Annotated in this window: 13 protein-coding genes; 8 read left to right on the top strand and 5 right to left on the bottom strand. The window is 43.0% G+C overall.

The annotated features are described in order from the left end of the window. Position 1 precedes the first annotated feature (1 nt). Positions 2-640 carry a peptide-methionine (S)-S-oxide reductase MsrA gene (msrA, locus tag GO495_RS14025; protein WP_157300328.1) on the top strand — a complete coding sequence of 213 codons (639 nt, stop codon included), beginning with the start codon at positions 2-4 and terminating at the stop codon, positions 638-640. On the opposite strand, the gene GO495_RS14020 is transcribed toward msrA, so the two are convergent. Then, positions 641-967: a hypothetical protein gene (locus GO495_RS14020; RefSeq protein WP_170302680.1), complete on the bottom strand. Its 327-nt coding sequence runs from the start codon at positions 965-967 to the stop codon at positions 641-643. It lies immediately after the preceding gene. Between the two features lie 9 nt (positions 968-976). Further along, the gene (locus GO495_RS14015) at positions 977-2,050 is read right to left on the bottom strand and encodes an SGNH/GDSL hydrolase family protein (protein ID WP_157300326.1); all 1,074 of its coding nucleotides are present in this window, start codon (positions 2,048-2,050) and stop codon (positions 977-979) included. A 280-nt stretch (positions 2,051-2,330) separates the two neighbouring features. Here GO495_RS14015 and GO495_RS14010 point away from each other — a divergent pair, with 280 nt between their 5' ends. Both GO495_RS14010 and GO495_RS14005 read left to right on the top strand, forming a co-directional pair. Next, on the top strand, positions 2,331-2,612 hold the full coding sequence (locus tag GO495_RS14010; protein ID WP_157300325.1) for a hypothetical protein: 282 nt from the start codon (positions 2,331-2,333) through the stop codon (positions 2,610-2,612). A gap of 197 nt (positions 2,613-2,809) precedes the next feature. Next, a complete protein-coding gene (locus tag GO495_RS14005; RefSeq protein ID WP_170302679.1) occupies positions 2,810-3,337 on the top strand; it encodes a DUF308 domain-containing protein in 528 nt (175 codons plus the stop codon). On the opposite strand, the gene GO495_RS14000 is transcribed toward GO495_RS14005, so the two are convergent. Both GO495_RS14000 and GO495_RS13995 read right to left on the bottom strand, forming a co-directional pair. Next, positions 3,302-3,892, bottom strand: a complete 591-nt coding sequence (locus GO495_RS14000) for an HPP family protein (protein WP_157300324.1) — start codon at positions 3,890-3,892, stop codon at positions 3,302-3,304. The genes GO495_RS14005 and GO495_RS14000 overlap by 36 nt on opposite strands. A gap of 93 nt (positions 3,893-3,985) precedes the next feature. Then, entirely contained in the window at positions 3,986-5,488 is a 1,503-nt protein-coding gene (locus GO495_RS13995) for a S8 family peptidase (RefSeq protein WP_157300323.1), read from the bottom strand. Positions 5,489-5,974: 486 nt separating this feature from the next. Here GO495_RS13995 and GO495_RS13990 point away from each other — a divergent pair, with 486 nt between their 5' ends. From GO495_RS13990 to GO495_RS13970, 5 genes are all read left to right on the top strand, one after another. Further along, positions 5,975-10,186 (top strand): DUF6443 domain-containing protein, encoded by a 4,212-nt coding sequence (locus GO495_RS13990; RefSeq protein ID WP_157300322.1) that lies wholly within the window; start codon positions 5,975-5,977, stop codon positions 10,184-10,186. A gap of 11 nt (positions 10,187-10,197) precedes the next feature. After that, entirely contained in the window at positions 10,198-10,497 is a 300-nt protein-coding gene (locus GO495_RS13985) for a hypothetical protein (RefSeq protein ID WP_157300321.1), read from the top strand. A gap of 212 nt (positions 10,498-10,709) precedes the next feature. Beyond that, entirely contained in the window at positions 10,710-12,878 is a 2,169-nt protein-coding gene (locus GO495_RS13980) for a TonB-dependent receptor (RefSeq protein WP_157300320.1), read from the top strand. Positions 12,879-12,887: 9 nt separating this feature from the next. Next, on the top strand, positions 12,888-14,081 hold the full coding sequence (locus tag GO495_RS13975) for an MFS transporter (protein ID WP_157300319.1): 1,194 nt from the start codon (positions 12,888-12,890) through the stop codon (positions 14,079-14,081). 178 nt (positions 14,082-14,259) lie between these two features. Beyond that, on the top strand, positions 14,260-15,324 hold the full coding sequence (locus GO495_RS13970; RefSeq protein WP_157300318.1) for an alpha/beta hydrolase: 1,065 nt from the start codon (positions 14,260-14,262) through the stop codon (positions 15,322-15,324). Positions 15,325-15,443: 119 nt separating this feature from the next. Here GO495_RS13970 and GO495_RS13965 read toward each other — a convergent pair whose 3' ends face one another. Further along, positions 15,444-15,737, bottom strand: a complete 294-nt coding sequence (locus GO495_RS13965; protein ID WP_157300317.1) for a hypothetical protein — start codon at positions 15,735-15,737, stop codon at positions 15,444-15,446. Positions 15,738-15,773: the final 36 nt, after the last annotated feature.

The following is a 15,773-nucleotide window of genomic DNA, read 5'->3' as shown; positions in this document are numbered from 1 at the left end:
TATGAAGATCTACTTAATGCTGATAGTGGCGATGTGTAGTGCCTGTGGGCCTTCTCAGAGCCAGAATTTTAAGATACCGGTGGGTGATCATAACGTAAAACATGCTAAAAATGAAGCAGTTGCAACATTTGCAGAGGGTTGTTTCTGGCATTCGGAACTGGTGTTCCAGAGCCTGGTCGGGGTACGGGACGCAGTGTCGGGTTATGCCGGCGGCAATTATACCGATCCTGATTATGAAACGGTAGCCAGCGGAGGGACCGGGCATGCTGAAACTGTACAGGTATATTATGATTCTACCAAGATATCCTACCCTACCCTGGTGGCAGCCTTTTTTGCCAGTCAGGACCCTACCCAGCTAAACCATCAGGGAAACGATGTAGGTACGGAATACCGTTCCATTGCGTTCTACCGTAATGAAAGGGAAAAACAGGTGATTGAAGCAGAGATAAAAAGGTTAACGGATGCAAAGAAATACCATGATCCGATCGTAACGGAAGTAACGCCTTTTACAAAGTTTTATCCGGCAGAGAAATATCACCAGGAATATATCTCCCTGCATCCGGATAACTCTTACGTACGTAATGTATCTATTCCTGAGTTTCTGGAATTCAAACAGGCGTTCAAGGGCAATTTTAAATGATCATTCTTTGGGGGCAATAAGATCGCTGTATTCTTTTAGCGTCATTACTTTCTTTACCTGGAATAAAGTATCCAGGAAGAATACACGCTGGGCTACTGCGATCTCCCCTTTCTTATTTTTAGAGCGGTACATATGACTGATATGCCAGGCATTCCCTGTAAGGCTGTCTTTCTCCAGTTTTTCAAACTCAATGCCTTCGTAGCTTTTAGGAAAGTCTAAATACGAAGGCATATACATTTCCACACTATGCTCCGCCTTTTCCTGTGGCGTAGCGCCAGTACAGGAAAACATCGTTATCAGCAATAAAAATAAAAAGACATTTTTCACCTTGCGAAACTACCATTTTATTTTCTGATCGATGAAACGGATCAGATCTTTTGACATGGCCACCTGTTCTGCTGCGCTGGGATGCCCGCCAGTTCCTTTAAAACCAAAGGAATGTGTGTAGATGCGTTTATCCTTTAATCCGGCTACTGCCTGTTGGATATAGCCGTACCAGGGAGCGTCTTTCTTTGCAGCGTCCATGCTCCCTAAGGCACAGATAATAGCTGCCTTTGGATATTTCGTCCGGATGGATCTAACGAGGTTACGGTAAGCGACGATGATCTGCGCTGCACCAGGAGCTTTCTCTCCGAAACGGGCTTTAAACTGTTCATGTTCGGGCTTCATGACCAGCCAGGCATCGTTCTGGAAAAGGTTGATCACGACCAGGTCCGGGGTATACCTGGAAAAATCCCATTTACTGTTCGCATCGTCAGGGTCCAGTCTATCATACATTTCCGGCATGATTAACGGGAACCAGCTAACCAGTACACCTATTCCGCTTTTAACGATGGCATAATATTCTGCGTCAAAGTGTCTGGCCGTAATAGCGGCATAACTGATATATCCGTTTTCGTAAGGGGCTGTTCCCCTGTCCTTACCTGTAGTATCCTCTACCGCATATCCGCAGGTAATAGAATTACCATAAAACTCGATCTTTCTTTTTTTGATGGCAGGAGCCGCCAGTATACTGGTATTTCCCTCCAGGGAGAACCCGTAAAACCAGGTTTTGCCCATCGCCCACTCTGTTCTTTTGAACAGTTCCAGGCTATGTTTACCGGCTGGCAGGCCACTCACCAGGGTATATGACTGTCTGCTGCTATCGGGATGAATAACCGTTACTACTTTATTATCCACGATCACGTTAAAGGTATTCTCTCCCTTTTCATCTTTTAAAATAGCTTTCACACCAGTGCCGTTAAAATTTATCTTCACAGCGGTGCCTGTCCATGTTAATTCAGCAGCATCCTCTTTTACCGCCACCCTTCCCACATAGTGAATATGGCTATCATTACTTTTAATAACGGCTTGCTGTGCAGCAGCTGCCAATGGCAGGCAGAAAAACAGTAAAACTAAAATCCTTTGCATCTATCGAACTTACAAAATTTACTAATACAATACAATATCGTTTAGATAAGCGCTGTATATATAACAAAACACGATAGGCTCCGTTAGGAGCCCCGTGTTTGTAGCAATATTTATATCCTCTTTAACAGACTCCGTAGTCCCCTTGATGGCTGATCTTAGGGGACTCCTACGGAGTCTCTGTTTTGTTATCTTATCTGTCTTCTACAAACACGTCGCTCCTAACGGAGCTTAACTAAAACGACATTGAATACAATGGTCTTATTTTTGCTGCCTGAATATCATGGTAAGAGTCTATTTCAACCCCGATTATACACTGGCCTCTCCCATGACCAGCGAAACAATAAAGGTGGAGAACCTTCAGCACATTGCTGATGTGGAAGTTGCTGACCTTAGAGCAGCCTTCGAACTATGCCAGAACTCAGATCTTCCCTGGACAGAACTCCCCGAAGTACGTCCTGAAGCAGTTGTTGCCAATGGTACCCGCTCTGTGGCCCCGGGTGATGTACTGGAACTGGATGGAGAATGGTATCTGATAGCTTCTAATGATTTTCAGAAGATATAGTCTGATAATAGAGATCGTTCGGATCTCTATATCTCTGTCCTTATTATCCTGAACTTATCTACACTTTTTACGTATCTCATACAGGTCTTTATAATGGTAGTAAAAAGCAGGGTTATTATTTATTGCAATATTAACCTGGGTTAAAATCTCTGTAGTTATTTGTACAGACTTTTGTTTTAACAAAAAACTTAAAGACCATGACTCTTTCTGCTGCTTTACGCAAACTCTATTTCACCCGTGCTGCATTTTCTGTGATATGGGTCATCTTAATAGCCATTTTTGCTGCATCCAACTTCACAATGGCCAGCATTCTCCTCATCATCTATCCTGCCTGGGACGTATTCGGCACTTTTCTGGATATCCGCGCCAACAAAGGGCCTTCATCAAAAACGCCTCAGTATATCAACGCTGTTATCAGTACAATTACTACTATCGCAGTAGCATTGGCATTACAGCACGGTGTTCCCGAAGCGCTGATCGTATTTGGCATATGGGCGATACTAACCGGTCTGATTCAGTTGATATTAGCGCTGAGACGCCGTAAAGAACTGGGTGGACAATGGCCTATGATCATCAGTGGAGGACAGTCAATTATCGGTGGAAGTTCCTTTATCATTCTTGCACATGATCCTAAGATGGGAATTACCAGTCTGGCCGGATATGCAGCATTTGGCGCATTCTATTACCTGTTATCCGCGTTTCGCCTTAAACCTTCTTCTAACTAATTTTACCCTGGCGGGCCTTTTTGCAGGATATTTTCTATGTGAGGTGATATTATTAAAGACAAGTGCTACCAGTAATAGAATAACTGCACCGGATAGAACGGGAGATAAAACATAGAGATAACCAAGACTTTTCACCTTTGCGGAACCTATCACAGCTATCAGTGCGGTGGCGCCACCAGGAGGGTGTAAGGTTTTGGTGATCTGCATCATTACGATAGAAAGAGAAACAGCCAGCGGAGCTGTTATCCAGATAATATCAGGGAATATTTTGAAAACGGTAACGCCAATCAGCGCAGACACGACATGGCCGCCCAGCAGGTTGCGTGGTTGTGCCAGCGGGCTTTCAATAGCTCCGTATACCAATACACAGGAAGCCCCAAAAGAACCTATCAGGAAAAGGTTATCATTGTGCGTCAACAGATGACTCTGGATAAAGGCTATCAGCCCGATGCCTGTGAACGACCCTATGAATGACCACAGATGCTCTTTATTGTCGACCAGGGTTTCTCTGTAAATAATATATCTGGAGATGCGCATACTCCGCTTCAATCCCATCCTGCTGTATTTAGGTCCGCAAAGATAGGAAGTCTGAAATAAAAAAAAGGTTGCCTGTTTATAACAGACAACCCCTTCTAAGAAATAGTTTAATTAAAATCCAACTGCTTTTCCGGCATTTACTTCTCCGTTTCCGAAATAAGCGTCTTTACCATGAGCGCCATAATCACTGGAAGATTGTCTTAATATAAGGTCTACCAGTAAAGGATTTATCTTGGGGTATTTACCATACAGCAATGCGATGACAGCAGTGGCATGAGGGGCCGCCATACTGGTACCCGCTGCCCATCCGTAATAGTAAGTATCGGAAGCCTCATCCCAGTACCCGATATTGAATACGAAATCAAATACGTATTCATAGTTAACAATACCACCAACATTTACTACGGTCGTATTGATAGGAATAGCGTAGTTACCACCCGGAGCGCCATAGGAAATAAACGCCTTACCGTAGTTGGTAAAGATAGAAGGCACATATAAAGTAGTATCCTGGTTGATACCCCAGCCCAGCGGGCCATTAGAGGAAATAGACAATACACCTAATGCAGCAGCAGGATAAGTGATAAATCTCTTTTCCTGATCATAGTTATAGGCATCATTACCAGCAGCAGCTACTACAGTAGTACCGTTGAGCGTAGCCCATAATGTTGCCCTGTTGATAGCTTTTATCAGGTCTTTCACGTCTTTGTTATACTCTACTACATAATCGTCGGAAGGATCGTCCGGGGTACCATTATCATCGGTGTAAGTTTTACGTGGCAGTTCTCCGCCAAGACTCATATTAATTACGTTTGCATCATGGTTAACTGCGTAGAATATACCGTCGATGATGCTGCCGAAAGAACCATTTCCTCCATCTCCCAATACTTTTACGAGGATCAGTTTTGCTGCAGGAGCAACTCCTACTACGCCATAGGCATCATCGAGTGCGGCAATGGTCCCAGCCACATGAGAACCATGACTGAAACCTGCTGCTCCGTGATACTGCACCTCTTCGCCTTCTACAAAGCTGTGGCTTAAAATGATGTTAGGAGCGATATCCGGCTCGTTCAGCAGGAAGCCGCCATCCAGTACAGCTACTTTGGCGCCATTACCTTTGTAGCCTTTCTGCCAGGCTTCCGGAGCCTTTACTGATTGCAGGCCCCATTGCAGGAAGCTGTAAGGATTACTTACTGCTGCGGCGCTGGCTTTAGCATTGGCAGATTGTGTACTGCCACCTTTATAAGTAAGATCTGAGCGGAATGTTTTGGTAGGCAGGCGGAAGTTCATCACTACGTCTACTACAACAGACTCTACATCTGCAATTTTTCTTGCTTTATCAGGGAAAGAAGGGTCCGGTGTCTGCACACGGATCAGGCCTAATTCCTGGATAGCTTCTTTCAGTTTAAATTTCTTAACCCCTAATTGTGTAAGGCTTTCAGAGATGGCGTCTAATTTAACGCCTTCTTTGGCAATAATAAGGAACTGCCTGTCTTGCTGCGTACGGCTCAGGGAGGCATTCCGCACATTAATAAGTTTCTGGTCTTTCTGGCATGCGGTTACAATGAACAACATCATAAGTGGTAATGCACAATGCAATAGTCGATTTGTACTCATCGCGATTAAATTTTAATTGATTAACAAAAACTGAGGCTTAACTAAAATTAGATTGTTGATTGTTCTACTAAGTCCTGGTGGAAACTAATGCTACATTAGGGCTAAATGAATGTACTTAAATTATTTAGAATAATCTCTCTTCCGTGGACTATGCCTTTAAAAATGTGGAAATACGAATTTTTGCATTGCAGGTATATGCAAAACGATAAAATATTGTAGAAAAAATGATATTATTCTTTTCTATCCTTTAGCTATTTTTCTTCTTGCGCAGATAGACTGCGCATTTCCAATCTAAGTTCGCAACATGATAAATATCTTCTTTGAATGATCAAATATCAACCTCAATGAATTACTGTAATATTAAAAAGTAACCTACAAAACAGATCTCTTATAATCATATTGGAGGCACATGATATCCGCTATAATGATCAGGCATACGGCGACATTGTGCCGGTCCTGTTCTATAATCCCCAAATGAATCTCTACATGAAAAAGTTATTACTTTATATATTACCTGTATCACTTGTTCCCATATGGGCATTCGGGCAGGTTAGTACGGATCGAAATTATATTATTAAAAATGAGGTAAAAACAAGTGGGATTACTACGCAGGCACAGGTGGATGCGTTGACGCCTACCGGCCGTCAGCAGACAGTTTCCTATTTTGACGGCCTGGGGCGTCCTGTGCAAACTATACAAACGCAGATCACCGTTGATCAGAAGGATATTATTATCCCGATTGAGTATGATGGTTTTGGCAGGGAGATTAAAAAGTTTCTTCCTTACGCGGATATTAATAATGGGGCAACCGGTAGTTTAAGAACAGCGGCCTATGCTAATCAGGCAGCATTCTATAATACGGGGAGCACTGTTGCTAATATTGCAAAAGATAACAGTCCCTTTGAACAATCCTTTATCGAATTCTCTCCATTGAACCGTATGCTTGAAAAAGGCAGTACTGGTAGCAACTGGCAGCCTGGTGGCGGGCATACTATTGAAGGATTAGCACTTATCAATACTGCTGCTGATTCAGTCAGGAAATGGACTATTGCAGCAACGCAGGGGGCTATACCTGTCAGCAGTAGTACTTATGCCGCCGGTGATTTATTTAAGTCAATCACCAAAGATGAACGGGATAAGCAGGTCGTAGAGTATAAAGACCGCGAAGGTAAAACACTGCTCAAAAAAGTACAGTTATCTGATATCCCGGATGAGAGACACGGCGGCTGGTTATGTACTTATTATGTGTATGATGATTTAAATAACCTGCGTTGTGTTATTACGCCGAAGGCTGTTGCATTGCTTAATAATAACTGGGTGCTATCGGCTACACAAGTAAATGAACTCTGCTTTCAATACTCTTATGATGAGCGTGGCAGAATGATCGTTAAAAGAATGCCGGGGACTTTGTACCCTACAGAAATAGTGTATGATGTACGGGATCGCCTGGCCTTTTCGCGTGATGGTAATTTGCAGGCACAAGGCAAGTGGCAGGTAAGCTTCTACGATGGTCAGAACCGGCCTGTAATGACAGCTTTCTATAACAGCACGTTGATCCGTGACAGCCTGCAGGCCAGAATGAATGCTGCCACTGCCAGTTCTCAGGACCTGAGCTTTATCGTCCCGGAAGTTGCAGACCTGACAGTGGCGGCAAATGATGGCCGTACTCAATATCTCGCTACCAACAGTATTGCTTTTGATAATGGTTTTGATTCGGGAACGAACGGCGCATTCACGGCAGATGTAATTCCCGGTGCTAACCAGGGCGTGGTGATTGTGAGTGTGGCGAACCCTTTACCGGGATTGGTAGCTACAGACCTTTATCCTTTAACATATACTTTTTACGATGACTATACCTTCAATGGCGCGCAACCTGCATTAACCGGTGATTTTACCAAGCCACAGGCTGGTGCTAATCTCAATGCGGTTACGGTGACCAAAAGTAATCATGTGCGTGGCTTAACCACTGGTACTAAAATCAGGGTACTAGGTACCGAGAAATGGCTTACTTCTACTTCTTATTATGATGACGATAATCATGTGATACAGGTGATTGCAGATAATAATTGCGGTGGTGAAGATGTGGTCACTAACCTGTATGATTTTCAGGGTAAGTTACTTAGTAGCTACATGCGACAGCGGAATCCGCAGAGTGCGGCTACTCCTGAAACGAAGATCCTGACAATGACTCAGTACGATGCGGGTAATCGTGTTGTTAAAATCACCCGGCAGCTCAATGATGACGGGGTTAACAACACGATTGTTCAGAATACTTACAATGCATTAGGACAGCTCGTCAACAAAACACTTGGCAATAACCTGGATTCCCTGCATCAGGACTATAATATCCGTGGCTGGCTAACAGGTGTAAACCGTGACTATGTAAAAGGTACAGGTAACAATTACTTTGGCTATGAGCTGAGTTATGATCAGACCACCTCCGTTGTTTCCGGGGCCTCTTATACTAACACACAATATAACGGCAATATCTCCGGTACTATCTGGCGTAGTGTGGGCGATGGCGCTAAACGGAAGTATGATTATACCTATGATAATGCAAACCGTTTACTTGCCGGTGGCTTCACCCAGCAGAATGGTAGTGCCTGGAACACCAGTGCAGGTATTGATTTCAGCGTAAGTAATCTCCAGTATGATGCGAATGGCAACATCCTGAGCATGAAGCAAAAAGGTAAGTTAGGGGTGACCAGTACAACGATTGATAGCCTTACCTATACCTACATGAATACGGGAACCAGCAATAAGCTGGAAAAGGTCGCTGATGCCAACACTGTAGACAATCATCTGGGTGATTTTAAAGACAGTGTAAACACGATCGATTATGCCTATGATTCAAACGGTAACCTGACCAAAGACCTGAACAAGCGCATTACAGCGATCACCTACAATCACCTGAATCTTCCGGAAAGTATCACCATCCCTGGTAAAGGCAGTATCACCTATCAGTATGATGCTGCTGGTACTAAACTCCGTAAAACGGTTGTGGATAATACAGTTAGTCCTTCTAAAACCACTGTTACCGATTATTTAGGAGCTGCTGTATTTGAGCAGGATACCTTAATGTTCCTGGGGCATGAAGAAGGCCGTATCCGGGCGGTTTACAAAACCGGCAGACCAATCAGTTATGCCTATGACTTCTTCGAAAAAGATCATTTAGGCAATGTCCGCATGGTACTGGGAACAAAGAGTGATACGGCTTATTACACAGCGACCATGGAAACGGCAGCCAGTGGAGTTGAGAATGCCCTGTTTAGTAATATCGATCTTACCCGTACTGCTATATCTGGTATAACACCGGCTTATCCCACAGATAATACGACCAATCCGAATGCTTATGTAGCAAAGACGAATGCTTCGAGTGGTGGGCAAAAAATAGGGCCATCATTAGTATTACGTGTAATGGCGGGTGATACTATCCAGATCAATGCTACAGGTGTATATAACAGTACAGCAGCGAATACTTCGATTGCTACCCAGCCTGATATGGTATCAGCGATTTTAAATGCCTTTAGTGGTTCGGGGATTAGTGATGGGATTCATGGAGCCTTTGGTATTGGATCAGCTATCAGCACCGGTCTTACTCCTGGTGTATTCAATAGCTTAAAACAGATCGATACATCCCAGAATCTTTCCACTAAACCCAAAGCATACCTTAACTTCGCCCTCTTCGATGACCTCTTTGCCCTGGTGAACGAGAATAGCGGTATCCGGCAGATACAGGGTAGCCCGAATGTGTTGCAACCCTTGTCCGTACCTCGCATGGTAATCAAAAAGACCGGATTTTTGTATATTTATTGCTCTAACGAGAGTGGAAGCGATGTGTTCTTTGATAACCTGGTAGTAGTACATAACGGCGGGCCGGTTTTGGAAGAAACCCACTATTATCCATTTGGGTTGGCCATGGCAGGGATTAGTAACCATGCACTGAAGGGCTTGAATTATCCTGAGAATAAAAAAGGATATAATGGCAACGAGTTACAGTCAAAAGAGTTTGGTGACGGTAGTGGATTGGAATTATATGACTTTAATGCACGAACTTATGACCAGCAAATAGGAAGATTTATACAAATTGATCCTTTGATTGAGTCTGGTAATCAGGAAATGCTAACTCCTTATCAGTTCTCTTATAATAACCCGGTACGTTATAATGATCCTGATGGGAAATGCCCTCTATGTGTAGTAATCGTTGTTGAAGCTGTAGAAATTGGACTGGATCTATATACGGCTTATAAAATAGGTAAGACCGCCGTTGCCACAGTATCAGTAGTTCAGGAAAGTGCTATTAACGGGTTTCAGCCTGGAAATGGAATGAGTACTCCGGTAACTAAAGACAATACTACGGTTGTAAAAGGTGCGCCTCCTGCAAAAGTACAGGGTAGTATAACTGATCTTCCTTTTCCTATACCCGGTTTATTATTAGCTAAGAGTAAAGACAATAAGAGCGAAGCAGAACAACATGGCGGAGGAAAGAACGCTCAACATGCTAATCAAAAAGCCAGGGAGGTTGCCCAGCAGAAATACGAAGCGGCTAAAAAAGAACGGGATGAGATGAGAAGCAAACCTAATAAAACAAAGGAAGAGAAAAAAGAATTGAAGAAAATGGAAAAAAACGTTAAACACGAGAAAAATAATATGGATGAGACAGGAGAAAATCACAATCAAAAACATAAAGGTAATTAATCAAAATTCTTATGGAAATATATACATTCTTTATGGAATTCAGAGGAGGAACTTACATTAGTCAGATTTACGCTGAGCGTTTATCAGATGCTGTAAAATTATGGGGAGAGAAATTAGATACAAATGACATTAAGCATTTGGGGAATAGCGGTAAAAATGAGTTACTTGGCGAACTAAAGGATATTGAACTAACCGTAATTAGAACGGTGAAAAATGTTTGGTTTTTTTGCTTATCAATAAGAAAAGGCTTTATCACAGTTAACGTGGTAAAGACCAGTCAAATAGAATCTAAAAATGATCTATCGAAGTAAGAATAATTACCGCATATACTGCTGTTTCTCTTTTGCAAAACAGACAGTATTACCGCAAAAAAACTATCTCTTATTTCCAGCAGGAATACGCGAATTTTTCCTGTTTACCTCTTTTTAATTTGATGTAATCTACCATTTGATCATCTCATATTGTACAGCAGAGCGCTATATTTGTACCCTGCCCTTAATTGTCTATATTCATCAAATTAATTATGAAACGTTATACGTTTATCACGATATGTACATTATATACCTTTTCTCTACAGGCTCAACAACAAAATACTATTATCACCAAAGACAGTGAAACAAAACAAGTCTTGCCGGGGGTTACTGTGCAGGTGAAAAGCACAGCACTTTCATTTGTTTCCGATAGTCTTGGTATTACAATCCTTACACATGTTCCGGCAGGCAGGCAAACCCTTGTTTTCAGTTATATCGGGCATGAAACCAAAGAACAAACCTTCGATTTTCCGTTAGGCAAAGCAATGGAGGTGTTATTGGAACCAGCAGAAAATGACCTGGCAGAAGTGCAGGTTACAGCCACCCGCAGTAGTCGCAGTATCAACGATATTCCTACCCGCATTGAAACTATTACAGCCGGGGAACTGCACGAAAAAGCGGTGATGCAACCGGGTAATATCCGTATGTTACTCACAGAAAGTACCGGCATCCAGACACAGCAAACCTCTGCCGTATCCGGTAGTGCCAGCATCCGCATTCAGGGATTAGATGGCCGTTATACTTTATTATTGAAAGACGGCTTCCCATCATATTCAGGCTTTTCAGGCGGATTAAGCATTCTGCAAATACCACCACTTGATCTGAAAAGAGTGGAAGTGATTAAAGGTTCGTCCTCTACTTTATATGGTGGCGGCGCTATTGCCGGTCTCGTAAATCTTGTGACCAAAGAGCCTGCAGAGAAACGGGAATTGTCTTTTCTGGTGAATGCCAACCAGACGGGCGCATTGGACCTGAATGCTTATTACGGGCAAAAATTTGATAAAGTCGGGTTTACCTTATTTACTACCCGCAATTCCCAGGCAGCCTGGAACAACAACCATGATGCTTTTTCCGATATCCCCCATTTTACCCGTTATACAATTAATCCTAAATTGTTTTATTATATCAATCCTTCGACTACACTCAGTTTAGGGCTCAACAGCAGTTTTGAGAACCGGTTGGGCGGGGATATGCAGGTTATCAAAGGCAAGGCCGATAACGCACATAGTTATTTTGAGCGTAATAAAACTGACCGCTATGCTACCCAACTAAAATTGGAAAAAAGGTTTGCTGATAAATCTGTACTTACCCTGAAAAACAGCATTGGTTATTTTAACAGGAAGATTGAGCTGCCGGATTATGTATTTGCCGGACGACAAAACTCCAGCTTTTCTGAAGCCACTTACCTGCTGCCGAAAGAAAAAACGGAGTGGGTGGCCGGTATTAGTTTGGTAACAGACAAGTTCAAACAAACCAATACAACGCCATACCCACTAGACTATCATTTGGTAACAAGCGGTATCTTCCTGCAAAACAACTGGAAGCCGGTAGAGAAATTTGTTCTGGAAACAGGATTGCGAACAGATTATACGAACCAGCACGATGTATTTGTACTGCCCCGCATTTCAGCGATGTATAAATTCAATTCCCATTTCACCAGCCGCATCGGTGGGGGCCTGGGTTATAAAGCGCCCAATATCTTTTCAGAAGATGCAGAGGAAAAAAGTTTCCGGAATATACAGCCGCTTGTTCTGTCAGCAACAAAACCGGAACGTTCCGCAGGAATTAATTTTGATGTGAACTACAAAGGGCGGTTAGGAAATGATATTAGCATCAGCGTTAACCAGCTATTTTTCTACACACGCCTTAAAAATCCGCTGCTGCTGGATACCATACCGCTTACCAATGGCAATTATGCTTTTTACAATGCAAACGGCTACCTGACCTCCAAAGGCTTTGAAACCAATATCAGATTAGGTTATGATGAATGGTCAGTGTACCTGGGATATACCTTTACGGACGCAGAACGGGATTTCAAACCAGCCAGTGCAGTAAACCCGCTTACGGCCAAACACCGGCTTAATTTCAACCTGATGTATGAAGTGGAAGAAAAATGGCGATTGGCTTATGAGTGTTTTTATACAGGTCGCCAGCAATTGACAAATGGTGAGCAGGTACGTGATTACTGGGTGATGGGCATGTCAGGCGAAAGAAGGTTTGGTCATTTCAGCGTGTTCGTGAATTTTGAGAACCTGCTGGATACCCGGCAATCCCGGTGGGAGCCTATGTATACTGGTTCTGTTCAACAACCCCATTTCCGGGAGATTTATACCCCGATAGATGGGTTTATCTTTAACGGAGGGTTCAGGGTCACTTTATAAAACGTGTCTATGAAATATATAACACGCACAATATGGGTCTTGTCTTTTATCAGCCTGCTCACTGATATTGCCAGTGAAATGCTGTATCCTATCATGCCCATTTATTTAAGGAGTATCGGCTTTTCCGTATTGCTGATCGGGATATTGGAAGGCATTGCGGAAGCCACGGCAGGACTGAGCAAGGGCTATTTTGGTAAACTATCCGATCATACGGGCAGGCGTACCCCATTTGTAAAATTAGGGTATACGCTAAGTGCTTTGTCCAAACCCATGATGACTGCTTTCATTTACCCGTTCTGGATATTCCTCGCGCGAACAGTTGACCGGTTAGGTAAAGGCATCCGTACCGGGGCCAGGGATGCCCTGCTGTCTGATGAAGCCACACCCGCTACCAAAGGCCGTGTGTTCGGGTTCCACCGTTCAATGGATACATTGGGTGCGGTTATCGGGCCTTCCATGGCATTGGTTTACCTGTACTTCTATCCGGGGCAATACCGGGCAATGTTCCTTATCGCATTTATTCCGGGATTATTGGCTATAGGACTGTCCTTCCTGCTCAAAGATAAAAACCGGGAACAGAAAGAGAACAAAGTACCGGTTCCCTTTTTCTCTTTTCTACATTATTGGAAATATAGTCCTGCTATTTACCGGAAGGTGGTAGCCGGGTTGTTGGTTTTTACTTTATGCAACAGTTCTGATTTTTTTCTGCTGCTAAAAGTAAAGCAAGCCAGCCTGAATGATACAGCTACTATCGGGGTATATATTTTTTACAACATGGTATATGCGTTGGCCGCCTTCCCGTTAGGCATACTAGCCGACAAAATGGGATTGAAAAGGGTATTCATTGCAGGGTTGTTCCTGTTTGCCCTGGTTTATGCAGGGATGGCATATACAGGCAGTATCTATTACTACGGAATCCTTTTTCTTTTGTATGGGTTATACGCTGCTGCAACAGAAGGGATTTCGAAAGCATGGATCAGCAACATCACTGATAAAGCAGATACCGCCACTGCGATAGGTACTTATACCGGGTTTCAGAGTATTTGCACCCTGCTGGCAAGTTCTATTACAGGTTGGTTGTGGTTCCAGTTTGGGGCTGGCCTTGCATTCTGGATTACCGCAATTATAGCGTTGGTTGTTCTCTTATACTTTATACTGGTTATTCCAAAACCATCTGATAATGCAAGGCCCAATAACCCTTAGTTCGCTTCACTGAGCTGTTATCTGACTGAACGTTTAAGATACTTCACCTTCCTGTTTTACGGGTTTACCTTCTTTTTTAAAATATCCTGAATTTCCGTACCTACTTTAGTTATAACATTTCAGAACAGCCTAAACATTATTCACAACAAGACAACATTTAATTATCAAAATAGCAGGAATGAGAACTACCCTATTTAAGATCGGCATTTTATTGGTATTACTGGCAGCATGCTCAAAAGGTGAAAACAAGAGTGATTCATCAACTCCTATTGATGATGATTTGCAGGGGCCTATTTCCCGGCCCTCATCCGGGTATGGTGCAGATGGTTCATACAAGGTTGCGGAGATCGACTTCCCTAACCCGGAATATGCTGGCACCAATGTGACGATCTTCTATCCCCAGGGCATAACCTCTGCAATGCCGACTATATTTTACTCGCATCCTTATGGTGGCGAAGACAAAGAATATAACCGGGGGCTGTTTGAGTTTATCGCGAAAAAGGGCTATGTCGTTGTATTTGTCCCTTATCGTACCATTGACATAAGCATTGACCATCGTTATCTTACTTTATGGAATGGTTTTATGAAGGCTGCGGCAGACTATCCAAATATTATTGATACCCGGAAAGTAGGCTTTATGGGGCACTCTTTTGGGGGAGGAGCAACCATAGATTTGTCTTACAGGGCTTTTACAGAGAAAGGTTGGGGCCAGGACGGGCGCTTCCTGTTCACCATGGCACCCTGGTACAGCTACCCATGGGGTAGCAGTCAGACTACAGCGGAACAGTTACAGAACTTCCCGTCCAATACAAAAATGATCTCCCAGGTATATGATGAAGACACCGACAATGACCACCGTATGGCAATAGATATCTTCAACCATATTAACATTGCGACAAGTGAGAAAGATTATATCTATATCAAATCATCCACTGTTGCAGGATATAAATATGTAACTGACCATGTGCTGCCCAATAGCCGCAGTGCCTATGACGCACTGGATTATTATGGAGTTTACCGTTTGCTGGATGCCCTTATTGACTATAGCTTTAATGGTAGTGCTGCGGGAAAAAAAGTAGCCCTGGGAAATGGTTCCACAGAACAGATAACTATGCCGGGTTACAACGGACAGTTGATGGCTCCCCTAGAGGTAACAGATAATCCATCACCGAAATATCCCCAGGACAAGTATACATTTCCTTGTAACAGTTCGAACAATCCAAGGATAGATTACTGTGAATAAATTTTTGAAAAATCACTATTAATGGTTTTGCCGGATTTTATCTCACAGGTATTAATTCTCCGGCATTATCGATAATAACATCGATCTCATGTCCTCTTTTATCTCTCCGGTAGTAAAGATTAATAGGTTTGCCTGCATTGGTTTTTCTTTACAAATTCTGAAACAATCAGCGCTTCAAACAGACTTCCTCTCAATGGATGATTTGTCAACTGTAACTCACTTGTTATTCTTAAATAGCCAAATCGGGAATCAGATTCCCCTTTTTTCCGGCATGCCAGCTGCTTTTCTGTGGGCGGCTTTATACTCTTACGGCGACGGCTACGGACAATATATTTGCCATTGAGCATGTACCCTTCAATATCGCCTATTGCGCCTGTGATGCCACCCAATAGGCCATTCTTTAAACGTGCCATTATAATGAATTTTAAAAATCTGATTTGAAAATGAAT

Source organism: Chitinophaga oryziterrae, assembly GCF_009758125.1.
Taxonomy (GTDB): domain Bacteria; phylum Bacteroidota; class Bacteroidia; order Chitinophagales; family Chitinophagaceae; genus Chitinophaga; species Chitinophaga oryziterrae.
Note: the sequence above shows the minus strand (reverse complement) of the source record. Positions and strands in the feature narration are given on the sequence as shown.